The 22,341-nt window shown below is 70.8% G+C and carries 19 protein-coding genes; 14 read left to right on the forward strand and 5 right to left on the reverse strand.

The features are described 5' to 3' along the window. The first annotated feature begins 11 nt into the window (after nt 1-11). The 4 genes from trpS to LCN96_RS05565 all read left to right on the forward strand — a co-directional run bounded on the left by trpS (nt 12) and on the right by LCN96_RS05565 (nt 5,007). On the forward strand, nt 12-1,016 hold the full coding sequence (trpS, locus tag LCN96_RS05550) for a tryptophan--tRNA ligase (protein WP_225271485.1): 1,005 nt from the start codon (nt 12-14) through the stop codon (nt 1,014-1,016). 140 nt (nt 1,017-1,156) lie between these two features. Then, nucleotides 1,157-2,620 (forward strand): MFS transporter, encoded by a 1,464-nt coding sequence (locus tag LCN96_RS05555; RefSeq protein WP_225271486.1) that lies wholly within the window; start codon nt 1,157-1,159, stop codon nt 2,618-2,620. A 12-nt stretch (nt 2,621-2,632) separates the two neighbouring features. Then, nucleotides 2,633-4,075 (forward strand): serine hydrolase domain-containing protein, encoded by a 1,443-nt coding sequence (locus tag LCN96_RS05560; RefSeq protein WP_225271487.1) that lies wholly within the window; start codon nt 2,633-2,635, stop codon nt 4,073-4,075. A gap of 113 nt (nt 4,076-4,188) precedes the next feature. Further along, a complete protein-coding gene (locus LCN96_RS05565; RefSeq protein ID WP_225271488.1) occupies nt 4,189-5,007 on the forward strand; it encodes an alpha/beta fold hydrolase in 819 nt (272 codons plus the stop codon). 37 nt (nt 5,008-5,044) lie between these two features. Here LCN96_RS05565 and LCN96_RS05570 read toward each other — a convergent pair whose 3' ends face one another. Next, nucleotides 5,045-5,209, reverse strand: a complete 165-nt coding sequence (locus tag LCN96_RS05570) for a hypothetical protein (RefSeq protein WP_225271489.1) — start codon at nt 5,207-5,209, stop codon at nt 5,045-5,047. Between the two features lie 116 nt (nt 5,210-5,325). Further along, nucleotides 5,326-6,516, reverse strand: a complete 1,191-nt coding sequence (locus LCN96_RS05575; RefSeq protein WP_225271490.1) for a helix-turn-helix domain-containing protein — start codon at nt 6,514-6,516, stop codon at nt 5,326-5,328. 217 nt (nt 6,517-6,733) lie between these two features. Between LCN96_RS05575 and LCN96_RS05580 the strand changes: the two genes are divergently transcribed. Next, the gene (locus LCN96_RS05580; protein WP_225271491.1) at nt 6,734-7,591 is read left to right on the forward strand and encodes a haloalkane dehalogenase; all 858 of its coding nucleotides are present in this window, start codon (nt 6,734-6,736) and stop codon (nt 7,589-7,591) included. Between the two features lie 142 nt (nt 7,592-7,733). Further along, the gene (locus tag LCN96_RS05585) at nt 7,734-8,717 is read left to right on the forward strand and encodes a YihY/virulence factor BrkB family protein (protein WP_225271492.1); all 984 of its coding nucleotides are present in this window, start codon (nt 7,734-7,736) and stop codon (nt 8,715-8,717) included. Here the strand turns inward: LCN96_RS05585 and LCN96_RS05590 are convergent. Further along, nucleotides 8,706-9,848, reverse strand: a complete 1,143-nt coding sequence (locus LCN96_RS05590; RefSeq protein ID WP_225271493.1) for a D-alanyl-D-alanine carboxypeptidase family protein — start codon at nt 9,846-9,848, stop codon at nt 8,706-8,708. The two genes, LCN96_RS05585 and LCN96_RS05590, sit on opposite strands and share 12 nt — an antisense overlap. Nucleotides 9,849-9,931: 83 nt before the next feature. Between LCN96_RS05590 and LCN96_RS05595 the strand changes: the two genes are divergently transcribed. Further along, nucleotides 9,932-10,135, forward strand: coding sequence for an SCO4848 family membrane protein (locus tag LCN96_RS05595; protein WP_225271494.1), 204 nt, complete (start codon nt 9,932-9,934; stop codon nt 10,133-10,135). 66 nt (nt 10,136-10,201) lie between these two features. On the opposite strand, the gene LCN96_RS05600 is transcribed toward LCN96_RS05595, so the two are convergent. Then, nucleotides 10,202-11,554, reverse strand: coding sequence for a peptide ligase PGM1-related protein (locus LCN96_RS05600; protein WP_225271495.1), 1,353 nt, complete (start codon nt 11,552-11,554; stop codon nt 10,202-10,204). A gap of 534 nt (nt 11,555-12,088) precedes the next feature. On the opposite strand from LCN96_RS05600, the gene LCN96_RS05605 reads away from it, so the two are divergent. Then, on the forward strand, nt 12,089-13,312 hold the full coding sequence (locus tag LCN96_RS05605) for a M20 family metallopeptidase (protein ID WP_225271496.1): 1,224 nt from the start codon (nt 12,089-12,091) through the stop codon (nt 13,310-13,312). Between the two features lie 73 nt (nt 13,313-13,385). On the opposite strand, the gene LCN96_RS05610 is transcribed toward LCN96_RS05605, so the two are convergent. Then, entirely contained in the window at nt 13,386-15,269 is a 1,884-nt protein-coding gene (locus tag LCN96_RS05610) for a Xaa-Pro dipeptidyl-peptidase (protein ID WP_225271497.1), read from the reverse strand. A 289-nt stretch (nt 15,270-15,558) separates the two neighbouring features. Between LCN96_RS05610 and LCN96_RS05615 the strand changes: the two genes are divergently transcribed. The 6 genes from LCN96_RS05615 to LCN96_RS05640 all read left to right on the forward strand — a co-directional run bounded on the left by LCN96_RS05615 (nt 15,559) and on the right by LCN96_RS05640 (nt 22,325). Then, nucleotides 15,559-16,626: a BMP family lipoprotein gene (locus tag LCN96_RS05615; RefSeq protein WP_225271498.1), complete on the forward strand. Its 1,068-nt coding sequence runs from the start codon at nt 15,559-15,561 to the stop codon at nt 16,624-16,626. A gap of 81 nt (nt 16,627-16,707) precedes the next feature. Then, nucleotides 16,708-18,252, forward strand: a complete 1,545-nt coding sequence (locus LCN96_RS05620) for an ABC transporter ATP-binding protein (RefSeq protein ID WP_225271499.1) — start codon at nt 16,708-16,710, stop codon at nt 18,250-18,252. Continuing rightward, nucleotides 18,252-19,391: an ABC transporter permease gene (locus tag LCN96_RS05625; protein ID WP_225271500.1), complete on the forward strand. Its 1,140-nt coding sequence runs from the start codon at nt 18,252-18,254 to the stop codon at nt 19,389-19,391. Before LCN96_RS05620 ends, LCN96_RS05625 begins: the two co-directional genes overlap by 1 nt. Then, a complete protein-coding gene (locus tag LCN96_RS05630) occupies nt 19,388-20,653 on the forward strand; it encodes an ABC transporter permease (RefSeq protein WP_225271501.1) in 1,266 nt (421 codons plus the stop codon). Before LCN96_RS05625 ends, LCN96_RS05630 begins: the two co-directional genes overlap by 4 nt. Further along, complete coding sequence (locus LCN96_RS05635) at nt 20,650-21,045, forward strand: cytidine deaminase (protein ID WP_225271502.1); 396 nt, start codon at nt 20,650-20,652, stop codon at nt 21,043-21,045. Before LCN96_RS05630 ends, LCN96_RS05635 begins: the two co-directional genes overlap by 4 nt. Continuing rightward, nucleotides 21,045-22,325, forward strand: coding sequence for a thymidine phosphorylase (locus LCN96_RS05640; protein WP_225271503.1), 1,281 nt, complete (start codon nt 21,045-21,047; stop codon nt 22,323-22,325). Before LCN96_RS05635 ends, LCN96_RS05640 begins: the two co-directional genes overlap by 1 nt. Nucleotides 22,326-22,341 lie beyond the last annotated feature (16 nt).

The raw sequence follows: 22,341 nt of genomic DNA on the forward strand, positions 1-22,341 counted from the left end.
AATGGCCTGCTATGGCCAGACCTCGTGTACTCTCCGGCATCCAGCCCACCGCGGACTCCTTCCACCTGGGCAATTACCTGGGTGCGGTCCGCCAGTGGGTCACCATGCAGGAGACCCACGACGCGTTCTACTGCGTGGTCGATCTGCACGCGATCACCGTGCCGACCGAGGCCGACGCGCTGCGCCGGCGCAGCCGCGTGGCCGCGGCCCAGCTCTTCGCCGCCGGGCTCGACCCGGAGCGTTCCACCGTCTTCGTGCAGTCGCACGTGCGCGAGCACACCGAGCTGGCCTGGGTGCTGATCTGCCTCACCGGCATGGGCGAGGCGGGGCGGATGACCCAGTTCAAGGACAAGTCGGCCAAGTTCGGGGAGAGCGCGGCCAGCGTGGGCCTGTTCACCTACCCGATCCTGCAGGCCGCCGACATCCTGCTCTACCAGGCCAACCTGGTGCCGGTCGGGGCCGACCAGAAGCAGCACCTGGAGCTGACCCGCGACCTGGGCCAGCGCTTCAACCACCGCTTCGGTGACACCTTCACGCTGCCCGACCCGTACATCCTCAAGGAGGTCGAGAAGATCACCGACCTCCAGGACCCGACGGCGAAGATGTCGAAGTCGTCCTCCAGTCCCGCGGGCATCCTCGACGTGCTGGAGCAGCCGGGGCCGCTGCGCAAGAAGGTCATGCGGGCGGTCACCGACACCGGCTCCGAGGTGCTGTTCGACGAGGCCAACAAGCCGGGCATCTCCAACCTGCTGCGCATCCAGTCGGCGCTGACCGGCACGCCCATCCCCGAGCTGGTCGCCCGCTACGAGGGGCAGGGCTACGGCACGTTCAAGAAGGACGTGGCGGAGGCGGTGGCCGAGACGTTCGCGCCGATCAGGGAGCGCACGGAGAAGCTGCTGGCCGACGAGAAGGAGCTCGACCGCATGCTGGCGATCGGCGCCGAGCGGGCCTCGGCGGTGGCCAGGGAGACGATGGCGCAGGTCCGCGACAGGGTGGGCTTCCTGCCCAAGCTGTAGATCCGCCAAGGGGGCCGGGCTGTACAGCCCGGCCTTTTTCGTGCCCTTCGAGGAACGTCGTTCGCAATGTTGCGTACGCCTGACAATCATGCGTACAGTGGTCGCATACGGAAACGACGTGCGCGAGAGGGTTGGAGATCATGTCTCATCCGCGACGGTGGTGGATCCTGGTGGTGCTGTGCCTGAGCACGGCCGTGCTGGTCATCGACAACATGGTGCTCAACGTGGCGATCCCGCCGCTGGCCGGGGAGATGAAGGCGAGCGCCCAGGACATCCAGTGGATCATGGAGTCCTACATGCTGGTGTTCGCCGGCCTGCTGCTCACCGCCGGCAGCCTGTCGGACCGGTTCGGGCGGCGCCGGGTCCTGATCATCGGGCTGGCGCTGTTCGGGCTCGCCTCGCTGGTGGCCACCTTCGCGGAGGGCCCCGGGCAGCTGATCGCGGCCCGCGCGGTGATGGGCGTCGGCGGCGCGCTGATCATGCCGAGCACCCTGTCGATCCTGATCACGGTGTTCGACGGGCAGGAGCGGCGCAAGGCCATGGCCGCCTGGAGCGCGGTCGCGATGACCGGGCTGATCGGCGGGCCGGTGCTGGGCGGCGTGCTCATCGCCTGGTTCTGGTGGGGCGCGGTCTTCCTGATCAACGTGCCGATCGCGATCGGCGCCATCGTCGCGGCGCTGCTGCTGATGCCCGAGTCCAAGGGCCCCGCCGTCAGGTTCGACCCGGTGGGCATGATCCTGTCGATGACCGGCATGACCGCGCTGGTCTGGACGATCATCGAGCTGCCCGCGCACGGCCCGCTGCAGGTGAGCGCGCTCGTGGCGGTGGCCGCGCTGGTGGCCTTCGTGGTCTGGGAGCTGCGCACGCCGTTCCCGATGGTCCCGCTGGGCCTGTTCGGGAACCCCGACTTCAGCGGCGGCAGCCTCTCGCTCACCCTGGTCCAGATCGGCAACGGCGGCCTGCTCATCGTGCTGACCCAGTACCTGCAGCTCGTGCTCGGCTACTCGCCCACCCAGGCGGGGCTGGCCTTCCTGCCCATGGCGGTGGCCTCGCTGGCCTGCAACGCGCTCGGCGCCACGCTCGGCGCGCAGGTGGGCAACCGCGTGCTGGCCTCGGGCGGGATGGTGGTGGTCGCCGGGGCGTTCGCGCTGCTGGCCACCGTGTCGGCGGGTGACGGCTTCTGGGTGACCGGCACGGCGCTGTTCCTGCTCGGCGCCGGCGGCGGCCTGGCCTCGCCGGCCGCCGTCACCGCGCTGATGGGCGCCGTCCCGCAGGAGCAGGCCGGGGTCGGCTCGGCGCTGAACGACACGATCCAGCAGCTCGGCGCCGCGCTCGGGGTGGCCGTCCTGGGCAGCGTCGTGGCCGCCGGCTTCACCGGCGCGATGCCCGCCTCCGCCCCCGAGCAGGCCCGCCGGTCCCTGCCCGACGCCCTCGCCGTCGCCGACCCCGGCCTGGCCCAGGTCGCCCGCGACGCCTTCACCGGCGCCATGTCCACCGGGTTCCTCATCAGCGCCGCTGGGGTGCTGGTGGCCGCCGTGCTCGCGTACGTGGTCATGCGGCCCCGTACCGAGCAGCGGCTCGTCCCCGTCCTCACCACGAACTGAAGGAAGATCATCATGACGAACGTGAACTACGACGAGCAGGGCGCCTGGCAGGCCGAGGGCGACTGGGGCGCGGCCGACTCCCGGGGGCGCAGGCTGGACCTCGCCCGCTGGCAGGCCCGCCTGGACGAGCTGCGTGACGAGTACCACGTGCCCGGCGCCCAGCTCGCCATCCTGGCCGGCGGCACCGTGCACGAGCTGGCGAGCGGGGTGCTGCACCGGGGCACGGGCCACGAGGTGACGACCGACTCGGTGTTCCTGAGTGGCTCGATCGCCAAGGTCTACACCGCCGCCCTGGTGATGAGCCTGGTCGACGAGGGCCTGCTGGCGCTGGACACGAGGGTTGCGGACGTGCTGCCCGAGTTCGGCACCCCCGACCCCGAGGCCACCGCGACGATCACCGTCAGGCAGCTCCTGTCCCACACCGGCGGCGTGACCAACGACTTCAACCACGACACGGGCCGCGGCGACGACTGCCTGGCCAGGTACGTCGAGGCCGCCAGGACCGTGGCCCTCGACTGCCCGCCCGGCACCGCGGTCTCCTATGGCGGCCTCGGCTACGTCGTCCTGGGCCGGCTCGTCGAGGTGCTGACCGGCCAGACGTGGGACCAGGCGCTGAAGGAGCGCATCTTCGCCCCGCTCGGCCTCGGCCACTCGATGACGCTGCCGGAGGAGGCGCTGCGCTTCCGCGTGGCCATGAGCCACCTGGGCGAGCCGGGCGCCTACCCCGACCCCGCGCCGGTCTGGGACCTGATGCCGCGCTCCGCCGGACCGGCCGGCCGCATCATCAGCTCCGCGGGCGACATGGCGCGCTTCGCCCGGATGCACCTGGCGGGCGGCACCGCGCCCGACGGCACCAGGGTGCTGTCCGCCGCGTCCGTCGCGGCCATGCAGCACAGGGAGACCGACGTGCCGGACAAGTGGACGGTCAGCGCCGACGGCTGGGGCCTCGGCTGGACCCTGTACGACTGGGACGGCGTCGCCGGCTACGGCCACGACGGCGCCGCCATCGGCCAGTACGGCTACCTGCGCGTCGTCCCCGAGGCCGGCGTGGCCCTGGTCCTGCTCACCAACGGCGGCGCCGCCCGCCGCCTGTACGCCGGCCTGTTCGCGGAGCTGCTCGCCGAGCTGGCGGGGGTCAGGATGCCGGAGCCCTTCGCCCCGGCCGCCGAGCCGCCCGCCGTGGACTGGGCGACGCTGAGCGGCGGCTACCGGCGCGAGGGCGTGGCGATCACCGTGACCGAGGGCCGCATGCGCTACGAGTTCGTGGACGGCATGAAGGACCTGTCGCCGCCCCTGGACATGGAGCTGGAGCCGGTCACGGCGACGGTGTTCGCCGCCTCCGGCGCGGGCCCGTCCTTCAGCGAGGATTACATGCCGGTCGTCTTCTCCACGCTCTCCGACGGCACCCGGTGCGTCTACGTCGGCATGCGGGCCGCGCCCAAGGTCACCGCCTGACGATCGGGCGTCACCTGGCCGGCCTCGTAGGCGGCGATCTCGGTGCTCGTCCGCCCGCGCGGCTCGCCCTTAGCGGCGCTAAATTGGACTTAGCGATGCTAAGGAGAAGGCTCATGATCATCACGGCGAAGTGCGCCGACGGCACCGAGGCGCGGGCCGTCGCGGAAGGGAACGGCCCCGTCGTCCTGGTCCTGCCTCCCGGCCTGGACGACGGGGCCTCCTGGGCGGCGGTGGCCGCACGGCTGGCCCCGCACCACCGGGTCGTCCGCCTCCACCGCCGCCGCTACCGGCTGGACCTCGACCAGCGGCAGCCGTGCACGGTCGCGCAGGAGGTGGCGCACGTCCTGGCGATGGTGGAGGCGGTCGGCGGCGGGCCGGTGCTGCTCGCGGGGCACTCGTCAGGCGCCGTGGTCGCGCTGGAGGCCATGGTGGCGGCCCCGGCCGCGTTCGCGGGCGCGGTGCTCTACGAGCCTCCGATCGTCATCGGCCCGCCCCTGGGAGGGCCGGACGGCGAGGTGCACCGCCGCGCCCGCGCGGCCATCGCGGCGGGGCGGCCGGGCCGCGCCATGCGGATCTTCGTACGGGACACCGTGGGGCTGCCCGGCTGGGCGGCGCTGCTGGTCGGCTGCTTCGTGGCCGTGGTGCCGAGGATGCGCGCCCTGGCCCCGCGCCAGGTCGAGGACAACGTGGCCATGGACGCGCTCGGAATCCGCCTGGAGGCGTACGCGGGCATCTCGGCGCCGGTGGTGCTGCTGGGCGGCGACCGCAGCCCGGCGCACCTGGGGGAGCGCCTGGACGCGCTGGAGCGCACGCTGCCGGACGCGCGGCGGGTCCTGCTCGCCGGGCAGGGCCATTCGGCGCACGCCAAGGCCCCTGACCGGGTCGCCGCCGTCGTCGCCGCTCTCGCCGCCGAGGTGTCCGAGCCGGGCTGAGCCACCGGGGCCCGGCCCGGCTCGATCGCTGTCACCGTCATCCCCTGCGTGCCGCCCGGTGCACGCGCAGAAGGGCGCGCAGGGCGGCCAGGCTGGACCTGGTGAGGCGGGTCTCGTCATGGACGGCGGTCCACCCGGAGTGATCTCTCTCGAACGACCATCCGGGGAACTCCCGCGTAGCCTCCTGGAGCAGTCGTTCCATGACGAAATCGGCACTCGGCGCACTGGTCATGGACGCAGAGTCGCAGCAGGACACCGGTGCGTGACGAACTCAGGCGAAGGATCTCCCCGTTCGCCTTCACCGAACTCGGAGTTCGCTCAGATGGGGATGTCGTGCCGCTCGGCCAGGTACCGCACCTCCGGCGCCCACGACGGCCTGGCCCGCCGCGCCAGCGAGCGGACCATCTCGCGCAGCAGCAGCTTGTGGTCCAGCTCCTCCGGGCACTCGCGCTCGATCCGCAGCAGGTGCAGCAGGCTCGCGGCGTCGTCGCCGAGGTCCTCGCAGGCGCGGGCGACATGGCCGAGATGGGTGGTGCGGCGCTCGATGGACGGCGTGCGGCGCAGGTCGATGTCGTCGGCCAGGTGCAGCACCGCCTCGGGGCGGCCGGTGTCGTTCTCGATGCTGGCCATGTGGATGGCGACGTTCGTGGGGCCGAAGAAGGCCAGGTCGTAGGCGCTGGAGGAGTCGTCGACCCGATCGGCCAGCCGCGCCGCCTCGCCGCGTACCCGCTCCCTGGCCGCGTCGTCGGCCCCCATGCGGGCCTCCCCGATGGCGGCGAGCAGGTGCAGCGCGCCGAGCGCCTTGATGTGCCGCTCGTCGCCGTCGCCGACGTGCGGCTCCAGCTGCTCGATGCCGCGCCGCGCCACGTCGTAGGCGATCTGGTGCATGTCGTCGGACAACATCGACTGCCCGAGGTTCCAGTACGCCCACGCGATCATCAGCGGATCGCCCGACTCCTCGGCGAACCGCATGGCCCGGTCGGCGGCCAGATGTGCGAGATCCACCCGCCGCAGGTGCTTGAGCACCCCTCTGGCCAGCAGGTACGCGTCCGTCGCCACGCTGTACGACCGCTGCGTGCGCTCCAGCGCGAGGCTCTCGGCGTCGGTGACCAGGGACGGCAGCGCGGCCATGAGGATCGAGTAGCGGCGCGTCGAGGTGAACCAGGCGTTACGTGCCGCCGCCACACGCTCGGAGAGCTGCGCGGCGTCGGGCGGCTCGATGTCGGGCCCCAGCGACCTGCTGGTGAACAGGGCCCGCTCGATGTCGCTGATCTGCGGCCTGCTGGGCTCGTGGGAGTCGCGCGGGGTCTCGCCCAGGAGCACGGCGGTGCGTACGCCGAGCACCTTCGCGATCTCCCGCAGCAGGGGGAGCGAAGGCGTGCGCTTGCCGTGCTCGATCAGCTCGATGTGCCTGGTGGTGCAGCCGGACTGGGTGGCCAGCGCGGTGGTGCTCATGCCTCTGCGCTCGCGCTGGAGCCGGACCATCTGCCCGGTGCTGATTTCGGCCATGGGCGTGACCCCTCCTGGATCGGTCCCAACTGCACTCAGGCTAGGGCTCCCGGTGGTCGGCTGCCATGGTTTCCGCCCTGCTCAGCGCCGCGAATGCGGGGCCGGCAGCCGGGCGAGCGAAGCGAGAACCGCTCACGTCCCGCTCTCGTCCTGTTGCGTTAGTGGCACTAACGATGTAGCTTCGTTAGAGTCACTAACGTTTTTGAGAGGAACGATCATGCCTGAGCTCGACGTGCTCGACTCCGTCCTGTACCACGAGGAGTCCGGCGAGGGGGTCCCCTTCGTCTTCCTGCACGGCAACCCCGCCTCCTCGCACATCTGGCGCAAGGTGCTGCCGGGCGTCGGCGCGCCCGGCCGCCGCCTGCTCGCTCCCGACCTGATCGGCATGGGCCGCTCGGGCAAGCCCGACTCGGAGTACCGCTTCGCCGACCACGCCCGCTACCTGGACGCCTGGTTCGACGCGCTGGGGCTCGACGAGGTGGTGCTGGTGGGGCACGACTGGGGCGGCGCGCTCGCCTTCGACTGGGCGGCCCGCCACCCCGGCCGCACGCGGGGCGTGGCCTTCATGGAGACCTTCGTGCGGCCCCTCAGCTCGGCCGAGCTGGGTGAGGGGCCGCGCGCCAGGCGCGAGCTCATCAGGAGCGCCGAGGGTGAGACGCTGGCGCTGGACCGGAACTACCTGCTGGAGAGCGCGTTCACCGGGGGCGTGCTGCACCCGCTGAGCGAGGAGGAGCGGCGGCCGTACCTGGAGCCGTACCCGACGCGGGAGAGCCGGTGGCCGCTGCTGCAGTGGGCGCGCTCGCAGCCGATCGACGGGGAGCCCGCCGACGTGGTGGAGCGGGTCGAGGCCTACGGCGAGTGGCTGGCGGGCAGCGGCGAGGTGCCCAAGCTGCTGCTCACCTTCGACTCCTCGCCGACGCTGCTGATCACGGAGCGGACGGCCGCCTGGTGCGCCGAGCACCTGCCCGCCCTGGAGACCGAGCACTGCGGCCCGGCGGGCCACCACGCGCCGGAGGACGCCCCCGACGCCATCGCCGAGGCCGTCGCGGCCTGGGCGGCGCGGCACGGCCTGTGAGGCCCGGGGCGGTCCCGCCGGCCGGGTGAACCCGGTCCTGGTCGCGGGGCGTGCGCGCAGGGGTGGTGGGCAGATGCTCATCAGGACCTGGCGGCGGTCCTGGCGGCCCAGGCGGAGGCCGCCGGCGCGGAAGAGGGGTGTGATGGCGAGTCTTACCGAGCGGGTCGCGTCGGTGAAGGCCTGGGGGCGTGGCAAGCTCGACTACTGGCGGGTGCGCAGGCTGTCGATCGACCATCTCGTCAGGGCGGCGCAGCGCTACCAGTTGCAGGCCGGCGACCGGCTGGCGGGCGCGGTCACCTACTTCACCTTCCTGTCCTTCTTCCCGCTGCTGGTGCTGGGCTACTCGGTGCTCGGCTTCGTGGTGGCCACCAGCCAGACCACCCGGGAGGCGATGCAGCAGGCGATCGCCGAGCGGCTGCCGGGCATCATGGACAAGCTCGACTTCAACGTCGAGCAGATCGCCGAGGCCAAGACGGCGGCGGGGATCATCGGCCTGCTGGGCCTGCTCTACGCCGGGCTCGGGGCGCTCGACGCGCTGCGCGGGGCGCTGCGCGAGATGTCGATGACCACCACGCCGCCGCTCGACTTCTTCCTCGGCAAGCTGCGCGACCTGGCCTCGCTGATCCTGCTGGGCGTCACGGCGATCTCCTCCGTGCTCGTCGCCGGGTTCGCCACGACCGCCACCGACCACGTGATGAAGTTCGTCTTCGGCGGGGACACGCTGGCCGGCTGGCTCACGCTGCGGGTCGCCGGGGTGACGGCCAGCGTGGGGGCCGACTGGCTGCTGTTCGTGATCCTGCTCGGCTGGGTGGCCAGGCCCACCCAGCCGTTCCGGGTGATCGCCAAGGGGGCGCTGCTGGGCGCGATCTCGTTCGGGGTGCTCAAGCAGATCGCGACGCTGCTGCTGGCGACCACCATGGGCAACGTGGTGTACGGCGCGTTCGCCGCCATCGCCGGGCTGCTGGTCTGGATGAACTTCTCAGCCAGGCTCATCCTCTTCGTGGCGGCGTGGACGGCCACCGCCGGGCTCTGCCCGCCGCCCTCCCCGTCGCCGATCCCGGCCACGGAGGTGGGCAGCCCGCCCGGCGACGGCCCCGCGCCGATGCCGGACCCGTCAGGAGCCTGACCGGCTTCGCTTACGGCGGATGCCGTAGCCCAGCCAGATCAGCCCGAACAGCAGGCCGCCGCCGATCACCAGCGAGCCGACCATCCTGGTGTCGTCGGTCTGCTTCGAGGCGGCCGTGTCGAGCAGCGGCGGCTGCGCGGCCGGCGTGACCGACATCCCGGGCGCGGCCGACGCGCTCGGGGCGGCCGACGGCTGCCCCTGCTGGGGCGCGGCGAGCGCCGAAGCCGGAAGCGGGTCCACCAGCCGGCCCACCGGGGCGACCTTGCCCCGCACCGCGAAGCCCCAGTCGAGGAGCTGGGCGACCTCGTCCCAGAAGCCGCCCTCGTGCCGCATGATGCTCACCACGATCGTGTGACCGCCGCGGGTGGCCGCGCCGACGAAGCTGGCCTGCGCCTTCGACGTCCAGCCGTTCTTCACGCCGACCATGCCGTCGTAGCGCCAGAGCAGCTTGTTGTGGTTGCTGATCTCGTAGTAACCCTTGGGCGCCGGGAACTTGGCGACCTTCGTGCTGATGTAACGACGGAAGTCCGGGTTGGCCAGCCCGGCGCGGGCGATCAGCGCCAGGTCGTACGCCGAGCTGCTCTGCCCGGGCTTGTCCAGGCCGCTGGGCGTCTTGGCCACGGTGTCGTACGCCTGCAGCCGCCTGGCCTCGGCGTTCATGTCGGTCATGGTCTTGGCCAGGCTGCCGTTCGCCTCGGCCAGCGCCATGGCGGCGTCGTTGCCGGACGACATCATCAGCGCCCTGAACAGGTCCTCGATCTTGTAGGTGACCTTGGGCGTCAGGCCGACCGCGCTGCCCTCCTGGTTGCAGGCGTTCTGGCTGGGCCGGACCTTGCGGTTCTTGTCGAGCTTCTGGATCAGGGTGAGCGCGGTCAGCGTCTTGAGGGTGCTGGCCGGCAGGTAGCGTCCGTGGGCGTCCTTGGCGGCCAGCACCTCACCCGTGTCGGCGTCCGCGACGACGTACGAAGTAGCCTTGCTCTTGGGCGGCTTCTTGACGCCTGCGGGGGCGACCAGGCCGCGGCTGCCCAGCGCGTCGCCACCGACCGGCGCCGACGGCTCGGCGCGCGCGGTCCCGCCGGTGAGCGTGACCGAGGCGATGAGTGCCGCGACCGGCACGAGTTTCGTCCACATGGCGGTCTCAGCGTAGCTCCGTGTTGGTGCACATGTGGCGACACATCCCCCGAAGATCCACGTTCGATGCTAGAGAGGTACATGTGTCACGAAAGATCGCCGGTTTCCTCATCGTCCTGGGCGCGTTCATGATCTTCGAGTGGGTGAACCTGGGGTTTAACTTGGCCGACGGTCACCCGACCAGCTTCTACGTGGTGCACGGCGTGCTGATCGTGGTGAACGTCGTCCTGGGTGCGGTGCTGGCTGTGATCGGCTGGCGCGGGTGGCGCCGCTCAGGGGTCGGGTGAGGGCGTGCGGCTCCGCGGTCATCGGCCGCAGAGCAGCCGCCGAAGCGGGAGCGTGCGGCTGCGGGGTCAGGGGCCGCAGAGCAGCCGCCGGGTGAGTGCGTGCAGCTCGTCGGCCTCCTCGCGGGAGTCGCCGATCGAGGTGAAGCCCAGCTTGCCGTGCTCGGGGATGGCGCCGAGCAGGTGGAAGACGTTGCCGGTGCGGCGCCGCGCGTCGAAGCCGATCCCGAGCCGGTCGGCCGTCCGCATCACCTCACCGGGCGTGCGCCCCCTGAGGCAGCCGGAAGCGCAGTTGTCGGTCGCCGTGTAGAACTTGGGCTGGTCGCCGGACATGAGGTGGCCGGTGGCCGGATCGTAGGTGGCCCCGGTCGTCAGCACGGCGGCGCCGAACGGATGTGTGGTGCCGCCGATCCGCAGGTTGATCTCGCACAGCAGCGCCGCGTAGCCGGCGTCGGCCTTCAGCGCGAAGAAGTCCATCCCGAACAGCCCGACCACGCCGCGCTCCGCCAGGATCCGCGCGATCCGCCCGGCCGACTCGCCGACCTCGGCGCGGTACTCGGGCGCCGCGGGGAACGTGCAGCCCTGGTAGACGTGCCCGTTGGGGCCGCCGAGCACCTGGTCGTGGGTGGCGAGCACCTGAGCTTGTCCGCCTGGCGTGATTTGAGCCAGCGCGCTGGGGTAGTAGAGCGGCCTATGTTCGATGAACTCCTCCACCACCGCCCCTCGCTCCCGCACCTTGCGCAGGTAGTGCTCCCAGGTCTCGCCCGCCGCGGAGAAGCTGGTCAGCGACCTGTCGGCCTTGGTGACGATGGCGTTGCCGAGCCCGGAGTAGGCGTCGTTCAGCTTGACGATCACCCGCTCGCCGGGCAGGGCCTCCAGGGCCTCCTCGATCTGGAGTTCGGAGCGCACGTCGCCGAACCCGCGGGCCATCGGCACGCCCGCCTCATGTCCCACCTCCCGGGCCCCGCTCTTGGAGCCGTAATAGGAAAGGGACGTCGCGGGTCCGTAGAGGGGAACGTTGAGTAGCGACGCGAGCTCCTCCTCGAGCTCGCTGAGCACGAACGGGACGAGCCAAGCGTCGCCGTCGATCGCCGCGCGAAGCTGCTCCACCGCGTCGGGCCGGTCGAGCAGGGTCCTGGTCAACGGCTGAGACCAGGGGTCGTCGAGGCTGATCAGCGTCAGACGCTTGGCCGCGTCATCCGGATCCGGCAGGAAGGCGAAGTAGTAGTCGATGATGTCGGGATCGACGGGTGCGGAGGAGAGGTAGACCACCTTGACCCCGGGCTCGCGGAGCGTGAGCAGGAGGAACAACAGCCGTTCCTCGTACGACCTGGCCCCCGTGATGCGGCGGAGCTCATCCTGCGGAAGGGAGAGCGAGGGCACGACCACCAGGGTCCCCTCACTCGGCTCGAAGATGCTCAACCCAGCACTCTTCTCCCCGAACGGGATATTAGTGATCATATAGCGAGTGAAACACGCATTCTTCTCAAATGCAGCCAGCGCTGAAGTGTGATGACCATGACAGAAGGTGACAGGATTCGGAATCGCTGACCACGTTTGAACTGACAGCATCGGGTCACGATCTACTGATCCCTTGTGACTATTTCCGGATCAGCCGTATGGGTACGGAACGTGACTTACCTGCGGTTACGGGCCTGCAGTCAGGCAACTTTTGGGGTATCTGCCGCCGCGAAGCGGCACGGGGGCGATAAAGTCGAAGCATCGCCATCGGGCTCACGGCCGACCGCTGTGCTCCCCGGCTGCAGCGGCACTCGCGCCAGTTACTGCGAAGCCCGTGCTGACGATCTCGCGCACCGAAACCAGTGGGTGTGTCTTTTGATTCGCCGAGCGGCCGCTCAACCGGGTGGCCACCGCGGGATGGAGAGTTTTTCTTGGAGCACGAGCCGCGATGGCCAGCACCTGTGGGGCGCGCGGCATGGGACGGGACGGTGACATATGCGGGGACGTGAGCTGCGGGGGGAACTCGACGCGTTCCTGGCGGAGACCGAGCAGGAGCTGGTGGCCTTTCGCCGCGACCTGCACATGCACCCCGAGCTGGCCTTCGCCGAATATCGCACGACACAGCGGATCGCCGAGCGGCTCACCGCCGCGGGGCTGCGGCCCCAGGTGCTGCCCCGGGGCACGGGGCTCATCTGCGACGTGGGCAGCGGCGACGGGCCGACCGTCGCGCTGCGTGCCGACATCGACGCGCTGCCGCTGCAGGACGAGAAGGACGTGCCGTACCGCTCGACCGTGGCGGGCGCCTGCCACGCGTGCGGGCACGACGTGCACACCACGGTGCTGCTCGGCACCTCGATCTTCCTCGCCCAGCAGGCCGCCGCGGGGCTGCTGCCCGGCCGGGTGCGCCTGATCTTCCAGCCCGCCGAGGAGCTTCCCGGCGGCGCGCTGGAGGTCATGGCCCAGGGCGGCATCAGCGGCGTCGACCGCATCTTCGGCCTCCACTGCGACCCGCGCGTGGACGTGGGCCAGGTCGGCCTCAGGAGCGGCCCGATCACCTCGGCCTGCGACAAGATCGTCGTGCGGGTCTCCGGGCCCGGCGGCCACACCGCGCGCCCCCACCTCACCGCCGACCTGGTCTTCGCGCTCGCCAAGATCCTCACCGAGCTGCCCGCCGCGCTGTCGCGCCGCGTCGACCCGCGCTCGTCGCTCAGCCTCGTCTGGGGCCGCGTCGAGGCCGGCTCCGCCGCCAACGCGATCCCGGACGACGGTGTGGCCGCGGGCACGGTCCGCTGCCTCGACGAGGAGGCGTGGCACGCCGCGCCCGACCTGATCAAGTCGCTGCTGGAGTCGGTGGCCGGCGCCTACGGCATCGAGGCCACGATGGAGTATACCCGCGGGGTGCCGCCGGTGGTCAACGACGAGGTCAGCGTCGAGATGCTGGCCGAGGCGACCGAGCGGGCCCTCGGCGCCGGAGCCGTCGTCCCCACCCAGCAGTCGCTGGGCGGCGAGGACTTCGCGTGGTACCTGGAGTCGATCCCCGGGGCGTTCGCCCGGCTCGGCACCCGCTCGCCCGACGGGCTCACCTACGACATCCACCAGGGCACGTTCGACGTGGACGAGCAGGCGATCGCGATGGGCGTGCGGGTGATGGCCGCCACGGCGCTGACGGCGCTGTGGGAGGTCGGCCCGCTCGACTCGATCACCTCCGCGATGGCCTGAGCCACCGCCTCCCCCGGACGGCGGGCCGGCCAGCGGCCCGCCGCCCAGGGCTACGGCTCGAGGTGCTGAGATGCTACGGCAGCCTGCCGAGCACCACAGGCAGCCGCAGCGCCGACTTGCCCGGCGACACGGTGATCTCGGTGCCCGGCGGGTAGCGCAGGGTGTAGTCGTAGTCGGTCGAGAGGATCACCAGCCCCAGCCGGTGCCCCTTCTTGAACAGGTAGTCCGTGGGCTGGAAGTCCCAGGAGAAGGTGTACTCCTTGCCCGCCCGCACCGGCTCCGACCGGTCCACCCGGTGGCGGTTGCGGACGTCCAGCCAGCCCCGGGTCACGATCTTGTACGGCGTGGTGGCGGTGCCGAGCGTCCTGAGCGTGGTGCAGCCCGTGTCACCGGGCACCCCCTGCCCGTAGCAGTAGCTCTGCCCTGTGGAGACCAGCGTCCCGTTCGGGCGCACGTCGGTGCCGTAGTCCACCAGCAGCGCCGTCAGGTAGGGCGAGGAGCCGTTCTTGAACGACGCCCGCACCGAGACGGTGGGCGTCCCCGAGATCCGCACGTCCGCGGGCAGCGCCCCCGTCGTGTACGCCAGCCGGTTGGGATCGGCCCCCGTCGCCTCCACGAGCTGCTCGGCCGTCCTGACCTTCTGGTCCACGAACGTCTCCGGCGCCGACCGGGGCCGCGGCAGGAGGCCGAGCGAGGAGCCGGCACCCGGGTAGAGCGGGACGGTCGCCGCGCCGGGCAGCGGCCAGGAGGCGTGCTGGGCCCACTGGCCCGGCCCGATCTCCACGTCCGCCTGCGGCTCACGCATGATCCCCGAGTCGATCCCGTACAGCCAGTGGTCGAACCAGCCGTGCAGCTGGCGCAGCCACTCGGCGGTGCGCAGGTTGAAGGGGCTCATGTGGGTGCCCTGGTGCAGCCAGATCTTGCGCGGCACGTGCCGCTTGGACAGGGCGTACCACCACTGCGCGAACTGCTTGGTCTTGACGTTCCAGTCGTTGAGCCCGTGCACCAGGAAGACGCTGGCCTTCACCTTGCGCACGTCGTTGAGGTAGTTGCGCTCGTCCCAGAGCCGGCTGTAGTCGCCGGTGATCCGGTCCTGGGCGGTGGTCAGCCCGTCGACCACGCCGCCGCACGCCTCCTGGCCGTTCTGCCTGGTCAGGACGTACTTGGCGAGCACGTCCAGGTCCTCGCCCTGGAAGCCGCCCGGCGCGACGACGCCGCCGTTGGCGCGGTAGTAGTCGTACCAGCTGGAGATCGAGGCGATCGGCACGATCGTCTCCAGGCCCTTGACCCCGGTCGCGGCCACGGCGTTGGGCAGCGTGCCGTTGTAGGAGACGCCGATCATGCCGACCTTGCCGGTGGACCAGGTGGCCTCGACCGGGTTGCCGGCGGCGTCGAAGCCCTTGGCGCGGCCGTTCAGCCAGTCGATCGCGGCCCTCGGGCCCGCGGTCTCGTTGGGGCCGCCCGAGGTGGGGCAGCCGGTGGCGCGGGCGCTGCCCAGGTTCTCGACCAGCGCGACGGCGTAGCCGCGGGGCACGAAGTAGTTGTCGTAGTAGCTGTCGAAGGGGCCCGCCGCGTCGAGCTTGGCGGCCAGGGCGGTCATGGCGGGCAGCGGGACGCCGTTCTCGTCCACGTCCACCGGGTGGTTGGCGACGTCGTTGCCGGGGGCGTAGTAGGGGCTGGCCTCCATGATCACGGGGACCTTGAGCCCCTGGTCGGTCTCCTTGGGGCGCAGGATGTCCACGGCGACCCGGTCGTTGACGCCGTCGTTGTCGCTGTCGGTTCCCTCGACCTCGACGAAGACGGTCTGCAGGATGGCGTCCGCCCTGGAGAAGGTCGGCTGGGTGGCGTTGTTCTCGATCTTCACGGCCGGGGTGTCGGCCGTGGCGGGTAAGGTGCCGGTCAGGGTCGCCACGAGTAAGGCGGCCAGGGGCACGGAGAGGGCTCTCCACGGGTGCATGCGGGGCTCCGATACGAAGTTTTCCACCGTCGGTGGGAATCTCCGTCACGATCGGCCCTCAGGGCAAGGGGTGATCGACCACCAAAGTTGGGCAAATCTTTCCAAAGGCGTCCGATGTGCCTGAATCACGATTCAGGTCACGGACGCGAGTGATGTCGATAACGGAGCGGTTGCGACCCTGTGTCCCAGTTTGGTTGTCCCTGGTCAAGCAACTATCTTCCGTGCAGGTGCCGTACGTTCTGTCGCGCCTGCGACCAAATCGGCGGCGGGGAAATGGAAGGGAGTCGCCTTGCTCGGCAAGCGATTCAACAAGGTGGCGCTCGGCTCGGTCGCCGGCGTCCTGCTCATGGCGGCGGCCGCCTGTGGTGGCGGCGGTGGGGGGACCACGGCCAGCCAGGAGCCGACCGGCGCGGCGAGCAGCGAGGCGTCGAAGGGCTCACTCAAGGTTGGTCTCGCGTTCGACGTCGGCGGGCGCGGTGACAAGTCCTTCAACGACTCGGCCTACGCCGGCCTGGAGAAGGCCAAGACGGAGCTCGGCGCGGAGATCAAGGAGCTGAGCCCCTCCTCGGACGGCTCGAACCGCGGCGACCTGCTGCGTCAGCTCGCCGACGCCGGCTACAACCCGATCATCGGCGTCGGTTTCGCCTACGCCGAGGACGTCAAGAAGGCGGCGGAGGAGTACCCGGAGATCCAGTTCGCGGTGGTGGACTCGGCCTCCAACGCGCCGAACGTGACCGGCCTGCTGTTCGCCGAGGAGCAGGGCTCCTATCTGGCGGGCGTCGCCGCTGCGACCAAGTCGAAGAGCGGCCACGTGGGCTTCGTGGGCGGTGTCGAGAACGACCTGATCAAGAAGTTCGAGGCGGGCTTCGCGGCAGGCGTGAAGTCGGTCAAGGCCGACGCCAAGATCGACGTCAAGTACCTCACCCCCGACGGTGACTTCTCCGGCTTCAAGGCTCCCGACAAGGGCAAGCTCGCGGCCGAGAGCATGTACCAGAGCGGCGCGGACATCATCTACCACGCCTCCGGCGACTCCGGCCTCGGCGTCTTCCAGGCCGCGGCCGCGGCCAAGAAGAAGGCCATCGGTGTCGACTCCGACCAGCGGCAGACGGTCAAGGAGACCGACCTGCAGTCGGTCATCATGACCTCGATGCTCAAGCGCGTCGACGTCGGCGTGTTCGAGTTCATCAAGGCCTTCCAGGGCGGCGCCAAGGGCGGCACGAACACCACGTACGACCTGAAGGTCGACGGCGTGGGCCTGTCGACGACCGGTGGCGAGATCGACGACATCAAGGACAAGCTCGACGCTGCCAAGCAGGACATCGTCGACGGCAAAATCACGGTTCCTGCCAAGCCGTAACCGGGGTAGGAGAGACAGCTGAGGGCCCGGAGTCCCGACTTCGGGCCTTCTGTCTATGCCGCCCCCTGTAGGAGAGGCGAAATGAGTGCTGACACCCTGGCCACGGTGAAACCCGCCGTAGAGCTGGAGGGCATCACCAAGCGTTTCCCCGGTGTCGTCGCGAACCACGACATCCGCATCACCGTCCAGCCCGGCACGGTGCACGCCATCGTCGGGGAGAACGGCGCGGGCAAATCCACCCTGATGAAGATCCTCTACGGCATGCAGAAACCGGACGAGGGGACGATCAAGGTCAACGGCGCGGAGGTCAGCTTCCGCACGCCGAGCGACGCCATCGCGGTCGGGATCGGCATGGTGCACCAGCACTTCATGCTCGCCGACAACTTCACCGTCCTGGAGAACATCGTCCTCGGGGCCGAGCCGAGGCGGCTGGGCACCCTCGACACCGCCGCGGCCCGCCGGCGCATCGTCGAGCTGGCCGAGACCCATGGCCTGCGCGTCGATCCCGACAAGCTGGTCGAGGACCTCGGCGTCGGCGACCGCCAGCGCGTGGAGATCCTCAAGGTCCTCTACCGCGGGGCCCGCATCCTCATCCTCGACGAGCCGACGGCCGTGCTGGTGCCGCAGGAGGTCGAGGAGCTCTTCCAGAACCTGCGCGAGCTCAAGGCCGAGGGCCTGACGGTCATCTTCATCTCGCACAAGCTCGACGAGGTGCTCGACATCGCCGACGCGATCACCGTGATCCGGCGCGGCACCACGGTCGCCAGCGTGGACCCGTCCGACGTCACCGCGCGGCAGCTCGCCGAGCTGATGGTCGGCAGTGAGCTGCCCACGCCCGAGACCCGCGAGTCCACCGTGACCGACACCGTCATGCTGAAGGTGTCCGGCCTGACCATGCCCGGCGAGGGCAGCCGCCTGCTGCTCGACGACGTGTCGTTCGAGATCCACAAGGGTGAGATCCTCGGCATCGCCGGCGTCGAGGGCAACGGCCAGTCCGAGCTGATCGAAGCCATCATGGGCATCCGCCCGGCGCAGGGCCGCATCGAGCTCGACTCCCAGGACATCACCACCTGGTCCACGCTCAAGCGCCGCGAGTCCGGCATCGGCTACATCCCCGAGGACCGCCACCGCCAGGGCCTGCTCCTGGAGGCGTCGCTGTGGGAGAACCGGGTGCTCGGCCACCAGACCAGGAAGCCCGCACGCAGCGGCATCTGGATCAACCGCCGGGCCGCCAGGGCCGACACCGAGCGCATCGTCAAGGACTACGACGTGCGCACGCCGGGCGTCGACACCCTGGCCCTGGCCCTGTCGGGCGGCAACCAGCAGAAGCTGATCGTGGGCCGCGAGATGAGCGGCGACCCCGTCTTCCTCATCGCCGCCCACCCCACGCGCGGCGTGGACGTCGGCGCCCAGGCCGCCATCTGGGACCATCTGCGCGACGCCCGCGCCTCCGGGCTGGCCGTGCTGCTCATCTCCGCCGACCTCGACGAGCTGATCGGGCTGTCCGACACGCTCCAGGTCATCTACCGGGGGCGGCTCGTGGCCGCGCTCGATCCTTCCGACGTCACGCCCGAGCGGCTGGGCGGTTACATGACCGGCGCCATCGCCGGCACTGAGGAGACGTGATGCCCGCCGGGCTCAACCGGGCGCTGCTCACCGTCGCCGGCGCCATCGTCGCCGTCATCCTGGCGTTCGTGATCTGCAGCGTGGCGATCGTCGCGGCGGGTGGTGCCCCGCTCGACGCGTTCGCCGCCTTCTTCGACTTCGGCCCGACGGAGCGGGCGCAGATGAACGGCGTCGCGGCGCTCATCGACCGGGCGATCCCGCTGTTCATCGCCGGGCTGGCCGTGGCGGTCGGCTTCCGGATGAATCTGTTCAACATCGGAGTCGAGGGCCAGTACCGCCTGGCCGCCATCTGCGCGGCCTACGTGGGCTCGACGTTCGTGGCGCCTCCGGTGATCCAGATCGCGGTGATCATCATCGTCGCGGCGCTGGTGGGCGGCCTCTACGCGCTGATCCCCGCCGTCATGAAGGTGACCAGGGGCGTGAACGAGGTCATCGCCACGATCATGCTGAACTACATCGCGATCAACCTGACCTCCTACCTCGTCAGGGGCCCGTTCAGCGGTCAGAAGGAGGGGCAGCTCACGACCACGACCCCCGAGCTGCCCGAGTCTGCCATGTTCCCCGACCTGAACTTCATCTTCGGCTGGTTCGGGTTGCCCGCCCCGACCCGCGCGGGCGGCCTGTGGGGCTTCCTGCTGGTCGCCATCGTGCTGGGGGTGGTGGTCTGGCTCGTCCTGGAGCGCACCCGCTTCGGTTTCAACATCAAGGCCAGCGGGCTCAACGGCCCGGCGGCGCTCGCCTCCGGGGTCGGCCCCAAGAGGATGGTCATCGCGGCGATGGTGATGTCCGGTGCGATCGCCGGGCTGATCGGGCTGCCGGAGATCCTCGGCGACAAGGGCGCCTTCAACTCCAACTTCACCGCCGGGCTCGGGTTCCTCGGCATCGCGGTGGCGCTGCTCGGCAGGAACAAGCCCGTCGGCATCGCGATCGCCGCCCTGCTGTTCGCCTTCCTCGACCGGGCACAGGGAGCGCTTCAGGAGGCGAACGTGCCGGCCTCCGTGGTCACGATCATCCAGGGCACGATCGTCCTGCTCGTCGTGATCGCCAATGAGATCACCAAGCGCCTGGCGCTCAGGCTGGAGGAGCGCAGGGCCGCCGAGCAGCTCGGCACGAACGCACCGGCAGAGGTGGCAGCATGACCAGGGTCGGCAAGTACCACGTGGCGCTCGTCGGCGTCGCCGCGCTCATTCTGCTGATGTCGCTGGTCCGGATCGCCTCCGGCCAGGACAACATCACCTCCTCCGGCACGATCGCCGCGGCGCTGACGCTCGCGGTGCCGATCGCGCTGGCCGGTCTCGGCGGCCTGTGGGCCGAGCGGGCAGGCGTGGTCAACATCGGCCTCGAAGGCATGATGGTGCTGGGGACCTGGTTCGCCGGCTGGGCCGGATACCAGTGGGGCCCCCTGGCAGCGCTGGCCGCCGGCCTGCTCGGTGGCGCGCTCGGCGGGCTGCTGCACGCCATCGCCACCGTGACGTTCGGCGTGGACCACATCATCAGCGGCGTGGCCATCAACCTGCTCGGCCCCGGCATCACCCGGTTCCTGTCGGAGGTCCTCTACAAGGAGGGCACCCCGGCGAACGAGGCCGGCGCGGGCATCACCACCTCGCCCAGCATCGGCAAGCCGACCGAGGTCAGCCTGCCCCTGCTGTCCGACGGCCCCGACCTGCTGGGCAAGCTGGAGAGCACCCACTGGTTCCTGCTCTCGGACCTGGCGGGCATCCTGCGCGGGCTCACGCACAACGTCAGCGTGCTGGTGGTCCTGGCCGTCCTGCTGCTGCCGCTGACCTACTTCGTGCTCTGGCGCACGGCCTTCGGCCTGCGGCTGCGCTCGGCGGGCGAGAACCCGTGGGCGGCCGAGTCGCTGGGCGTGAACGTCTACCGGATCAAGTACCTCGCCGTCGTCATCTCCGGCGCCTTCGCCGGGCTCGGCGGTGTGTTCCTGGTCTTCTTCTCCACCAAGTACGTCGAGGGCCAGACGAACGGGCGCGGCTTCATCGGCCTGGCGGCCATGATCTTCGGCAACTGGCGGCCCGGCGGTCTCATGGCCGGCGCCTCCCTGTTCGGCTACGCCGACGGCCTGCAACTGCGCAGCTCCGGCGCGATCACCTCGTTCTTCCTGTTCGGCGCGCTGCTGCTGCTGATCTACCTCGGCATGCAGATCCGCCGCCTGACCTCGGCCGAGGTGGGCGACAGGAGCGTCACGCAGTACACCGTGACGGCCGCGGCGGCGCTGGGTATGGTCGTCACGTTCTGGCTCTGGCTGGCCGTCGACCGGCTGCCGGAGGAACTCGTCTACATGACACCACACGTGCTCACGCTGCTCGTGCTCCTGGTCGCCTCCCAGCGCCTGCGGATGCCCAAGGCCGACGGCGTCGTCTACCGCCGGGGGGAACAACATTGAACATCGACTGGAACGGCCTGCGGGACGAGGCGGCCGAGGCCATGCGGCACGCCTACGCGCCGTACTCCAAGTTCCCCGTCGGTGCGGCGGCGCTGGTCGACGACGGCCGCATCGTCACCGGCTGCAACGTCGAGAACGCCTCCTACGGCCTGGGCCTGTGCGCCGAGTGCGGGCTCGTCTCGGCGTTGCAGCGCTCGGGCGGCGGCAGGCTGGTGGCCTTCACCTGCGTGGACGGCCACGGTGAGCTGCTGATGCCGTGCGGGCGCTGCCGTCAGCTCCTGTACGAGTTCGGCGGCGAGGACCTGCTGGTCGAGACCGAGGACGGGCCGAAGCGCATGGCCGAGATCCTGCCGTACGCGTTCGGCCCGCAGGATCTCAGCAGGAGCGCGTGATGGACGCCATCGAGGTCATCCGGGCCAAGCGGGACCGGGCCGAGCTGAGCACGGCGCAGATCGACTGGGTGATCGACGCGTACACGCGCGGCGAGGTGGCCGACGAGCAGATGTCGGCGCTGGCCATGGCGATCCTGCTGAACGGCATGGACCGGCGCGAGATCGCCGACTGGACCCAGGCCATGATCCGCTCGGGTGAGCGCATGGACTGGTCCGCCCTCGACCGGCCCACGGCCGACAAGCACTCGACGGGCGGTGTCGGCGACAAGATCACTCTGCCGCTGGCGCCGCTCGTGGCGGCGTGTGGCGCGTACGTGCCGCAGCTGTCCGGGCGCGGGCTCGGGCACACGGGCGGCACCCTGGACAAGCTGGAGTCCATCCCCGGCTGGCGGGCCTCGCTGTCGAACGCCGAGATGCTCGGCGTGCTGCGCTCCGCCGGGGCCGTCGTGTGCGCGGCCGGGTCCGGGCTGGCGCCCGCCGACAAGAAGTTGTACGCGCTGCGGGACGTCACCGGCACCGTCGAGTCGATCCCGCTGATCGCCTCGTCGATCATGTCCAAGAAGATCGCCGAGGGGACCGGGTCGCTGATCCTGGACGTGAAGGTGGGCTCAGGGGCGTTCATGAAGACCGTCCCCACGGCCCGCGAGCTGGCCGAGACCATGGTCGCGCTCGGCACCGACGCCGGGGTGCGTACCGTGGCGCTGATGACCGCCATGGACCGGCCGCTGGGCCGGGCCGTGGGCAACGCGCTGGAGGTCGCCGAGTCGGTCGAGGTGCTGGCCGGCGGCGGGCCTGCCGACGTGGTGGAGCTGACCGTGCGGCTGGCGCGGGAGATGCTGGAGGCGGCCGGGGTCGCCTCGGGCAAGGACCCGGAGAAGGCGCTGGAGGACGGCTCCGCCATGGACGCGTGGCGGCGCATGATCTCCGCCCAGGGCGGCGACCCTGACGCGCTGCTGCCCAGGGCCGCCGAGACGATGACCGTGGAGGTGCCCGCCTCCGGGGTGCTGACCCGGCTGGACGCGTACGCCGTGGGGCTGGCCGCCTGGCGGCTCGGCGCCGGGCGGGCCCGCAAGGAGGACCCGGTCTCCTTCGGAGCCGGGATCGAGCTGCACGCCAAGCCAGGGGACCTGGTGCGGGCCGGGCAGCCGCTGATGACGCTGCACGCCGACGAGACGGCCCGCTTCGAGCGGGCGCTGGAGGCGCTGGACGGCGGCTACGCCGTAGGGGACACGACCGCCGAGCAGCTCCCGCTGGTCATCGACCGCATCACGGCCGCCTAGCGCGGCTCACCCGTGG

It is taken from the genome of Nonomuraea gerenzanensis (assembly GCF_020215645.1).
GTDB lineage: Bacteria > Actinomycetota > Actinomycetes > Streptosporangiales > Streptosporangiaceae > Nonomuraea > Nonomuraea gerenzanensis.

Bases quoted from the DNA above. Each gene is read 5' to 3' on its own strand.
- trpS (WP_225271485.1), top strand. From the start codon at position 12: ATGGCCAGACCTCGTGTACTCTCCGGCATCCAGCCCACCGCGGACTCC.
- LCN96_RS05555 (WP_225271486.1), top strand. From the start codon at position 1,157: ATGTCTCATCCGCGACGGTGGTGGATCCTGGTGGTGCTGTGCCTGAGC.
- LCN96_RS05560 (WP_225271487.1), top strand. From the start codon at position 2,633: ATGACGAACGTGAACTACGACGAGCAGGGCGCCTGGCAGGCCGAGGGC.
- LCN96_RS05565 (WP_225271488.1), top strand. From the start codon at position 4,189: ATGATCATCACGGCGAAGTGCGCCGACGGCACCGAGGCGCGGGCCGTC.
- LCN96_RS05570 (WP_225271489.1), bottom strand. From the start codon at position 5,209: ATGGAACGACTGCTCCAGGAGGCTACGCGGGAGTTCCCCGGATGGTCG.
- LCN96_RS05575 (WP_225271490.1), bottom strand. From the start codon at position 6,516: ATGGCCGAAATCAGCACCGGGCAGATGGTCCGGCTCCAGCGCGAGCGC.
- LCN96_RS05580 (WP_225271491.1), top strand. From the start codon at position 6,734: ATGCCTGAGCTCGACGTGCTCGACTCCGTCCTGTACCACGAGGAGTCC.
- LCN96_RS05585 (WP_225271492.1), top strand. From the start codon at position 7,734: ATGGCGAGTCTTACCGAGCGGGTCGCGTCGGTGAAGGCCTGGGGGCGT.
- LCN96_RS05590 (WP_225271493.1), bottom strand. From the start codon at position 9,848: ATGTGGACGAAACTCGTGCCGGTCGCGGCACTCATCGCCTCGGTCACG.
- LCN96_RS05605 (WP_225271496.1), top strand. From the start codon at position 12,089: ATGCGGGGACGTGAGCTGCGGGGGGAACTCGACGCGTTCCTGGCGGAG.
- LCN96_RS05610 (WP_225271497.1), bottom strand. From the start codon at position 15,269: ATGCACCCGTGGAGAGCCCTCTCCGTGCCCCTGGCCGCCTTACTCGTG.
- LCN96_RS05620 (WP_225271499.1), top strand. From the start codon at position 16,708: ATGAGTGCTGACACCCTGGCCACGGTGAAACCCGCCGTAGAGCTGGAG.
- LCN96_RS05625 (WP_225271500.1), top strand. From the start codon at position 18,252: ATGCCCGCCGGGCTCAACCGGGCGCTGCTCACCGTCGCCGGCGCCATC.
- LCN96_RS05630 (WP_225271501.1), top strand. From the start codon at position 19,388: ATGACCAGGGTCGGCAAGTACCACGTGGCGCTCGTCGGCGTCGCCGCG.
- LCN96_RS05640 (WP_225271503.1), top strand. From the start codon at position 21,045: ATGGACGCCATCGAGGTCATCCGGGCCAAGCGGGACCGGGCCGAGCTG.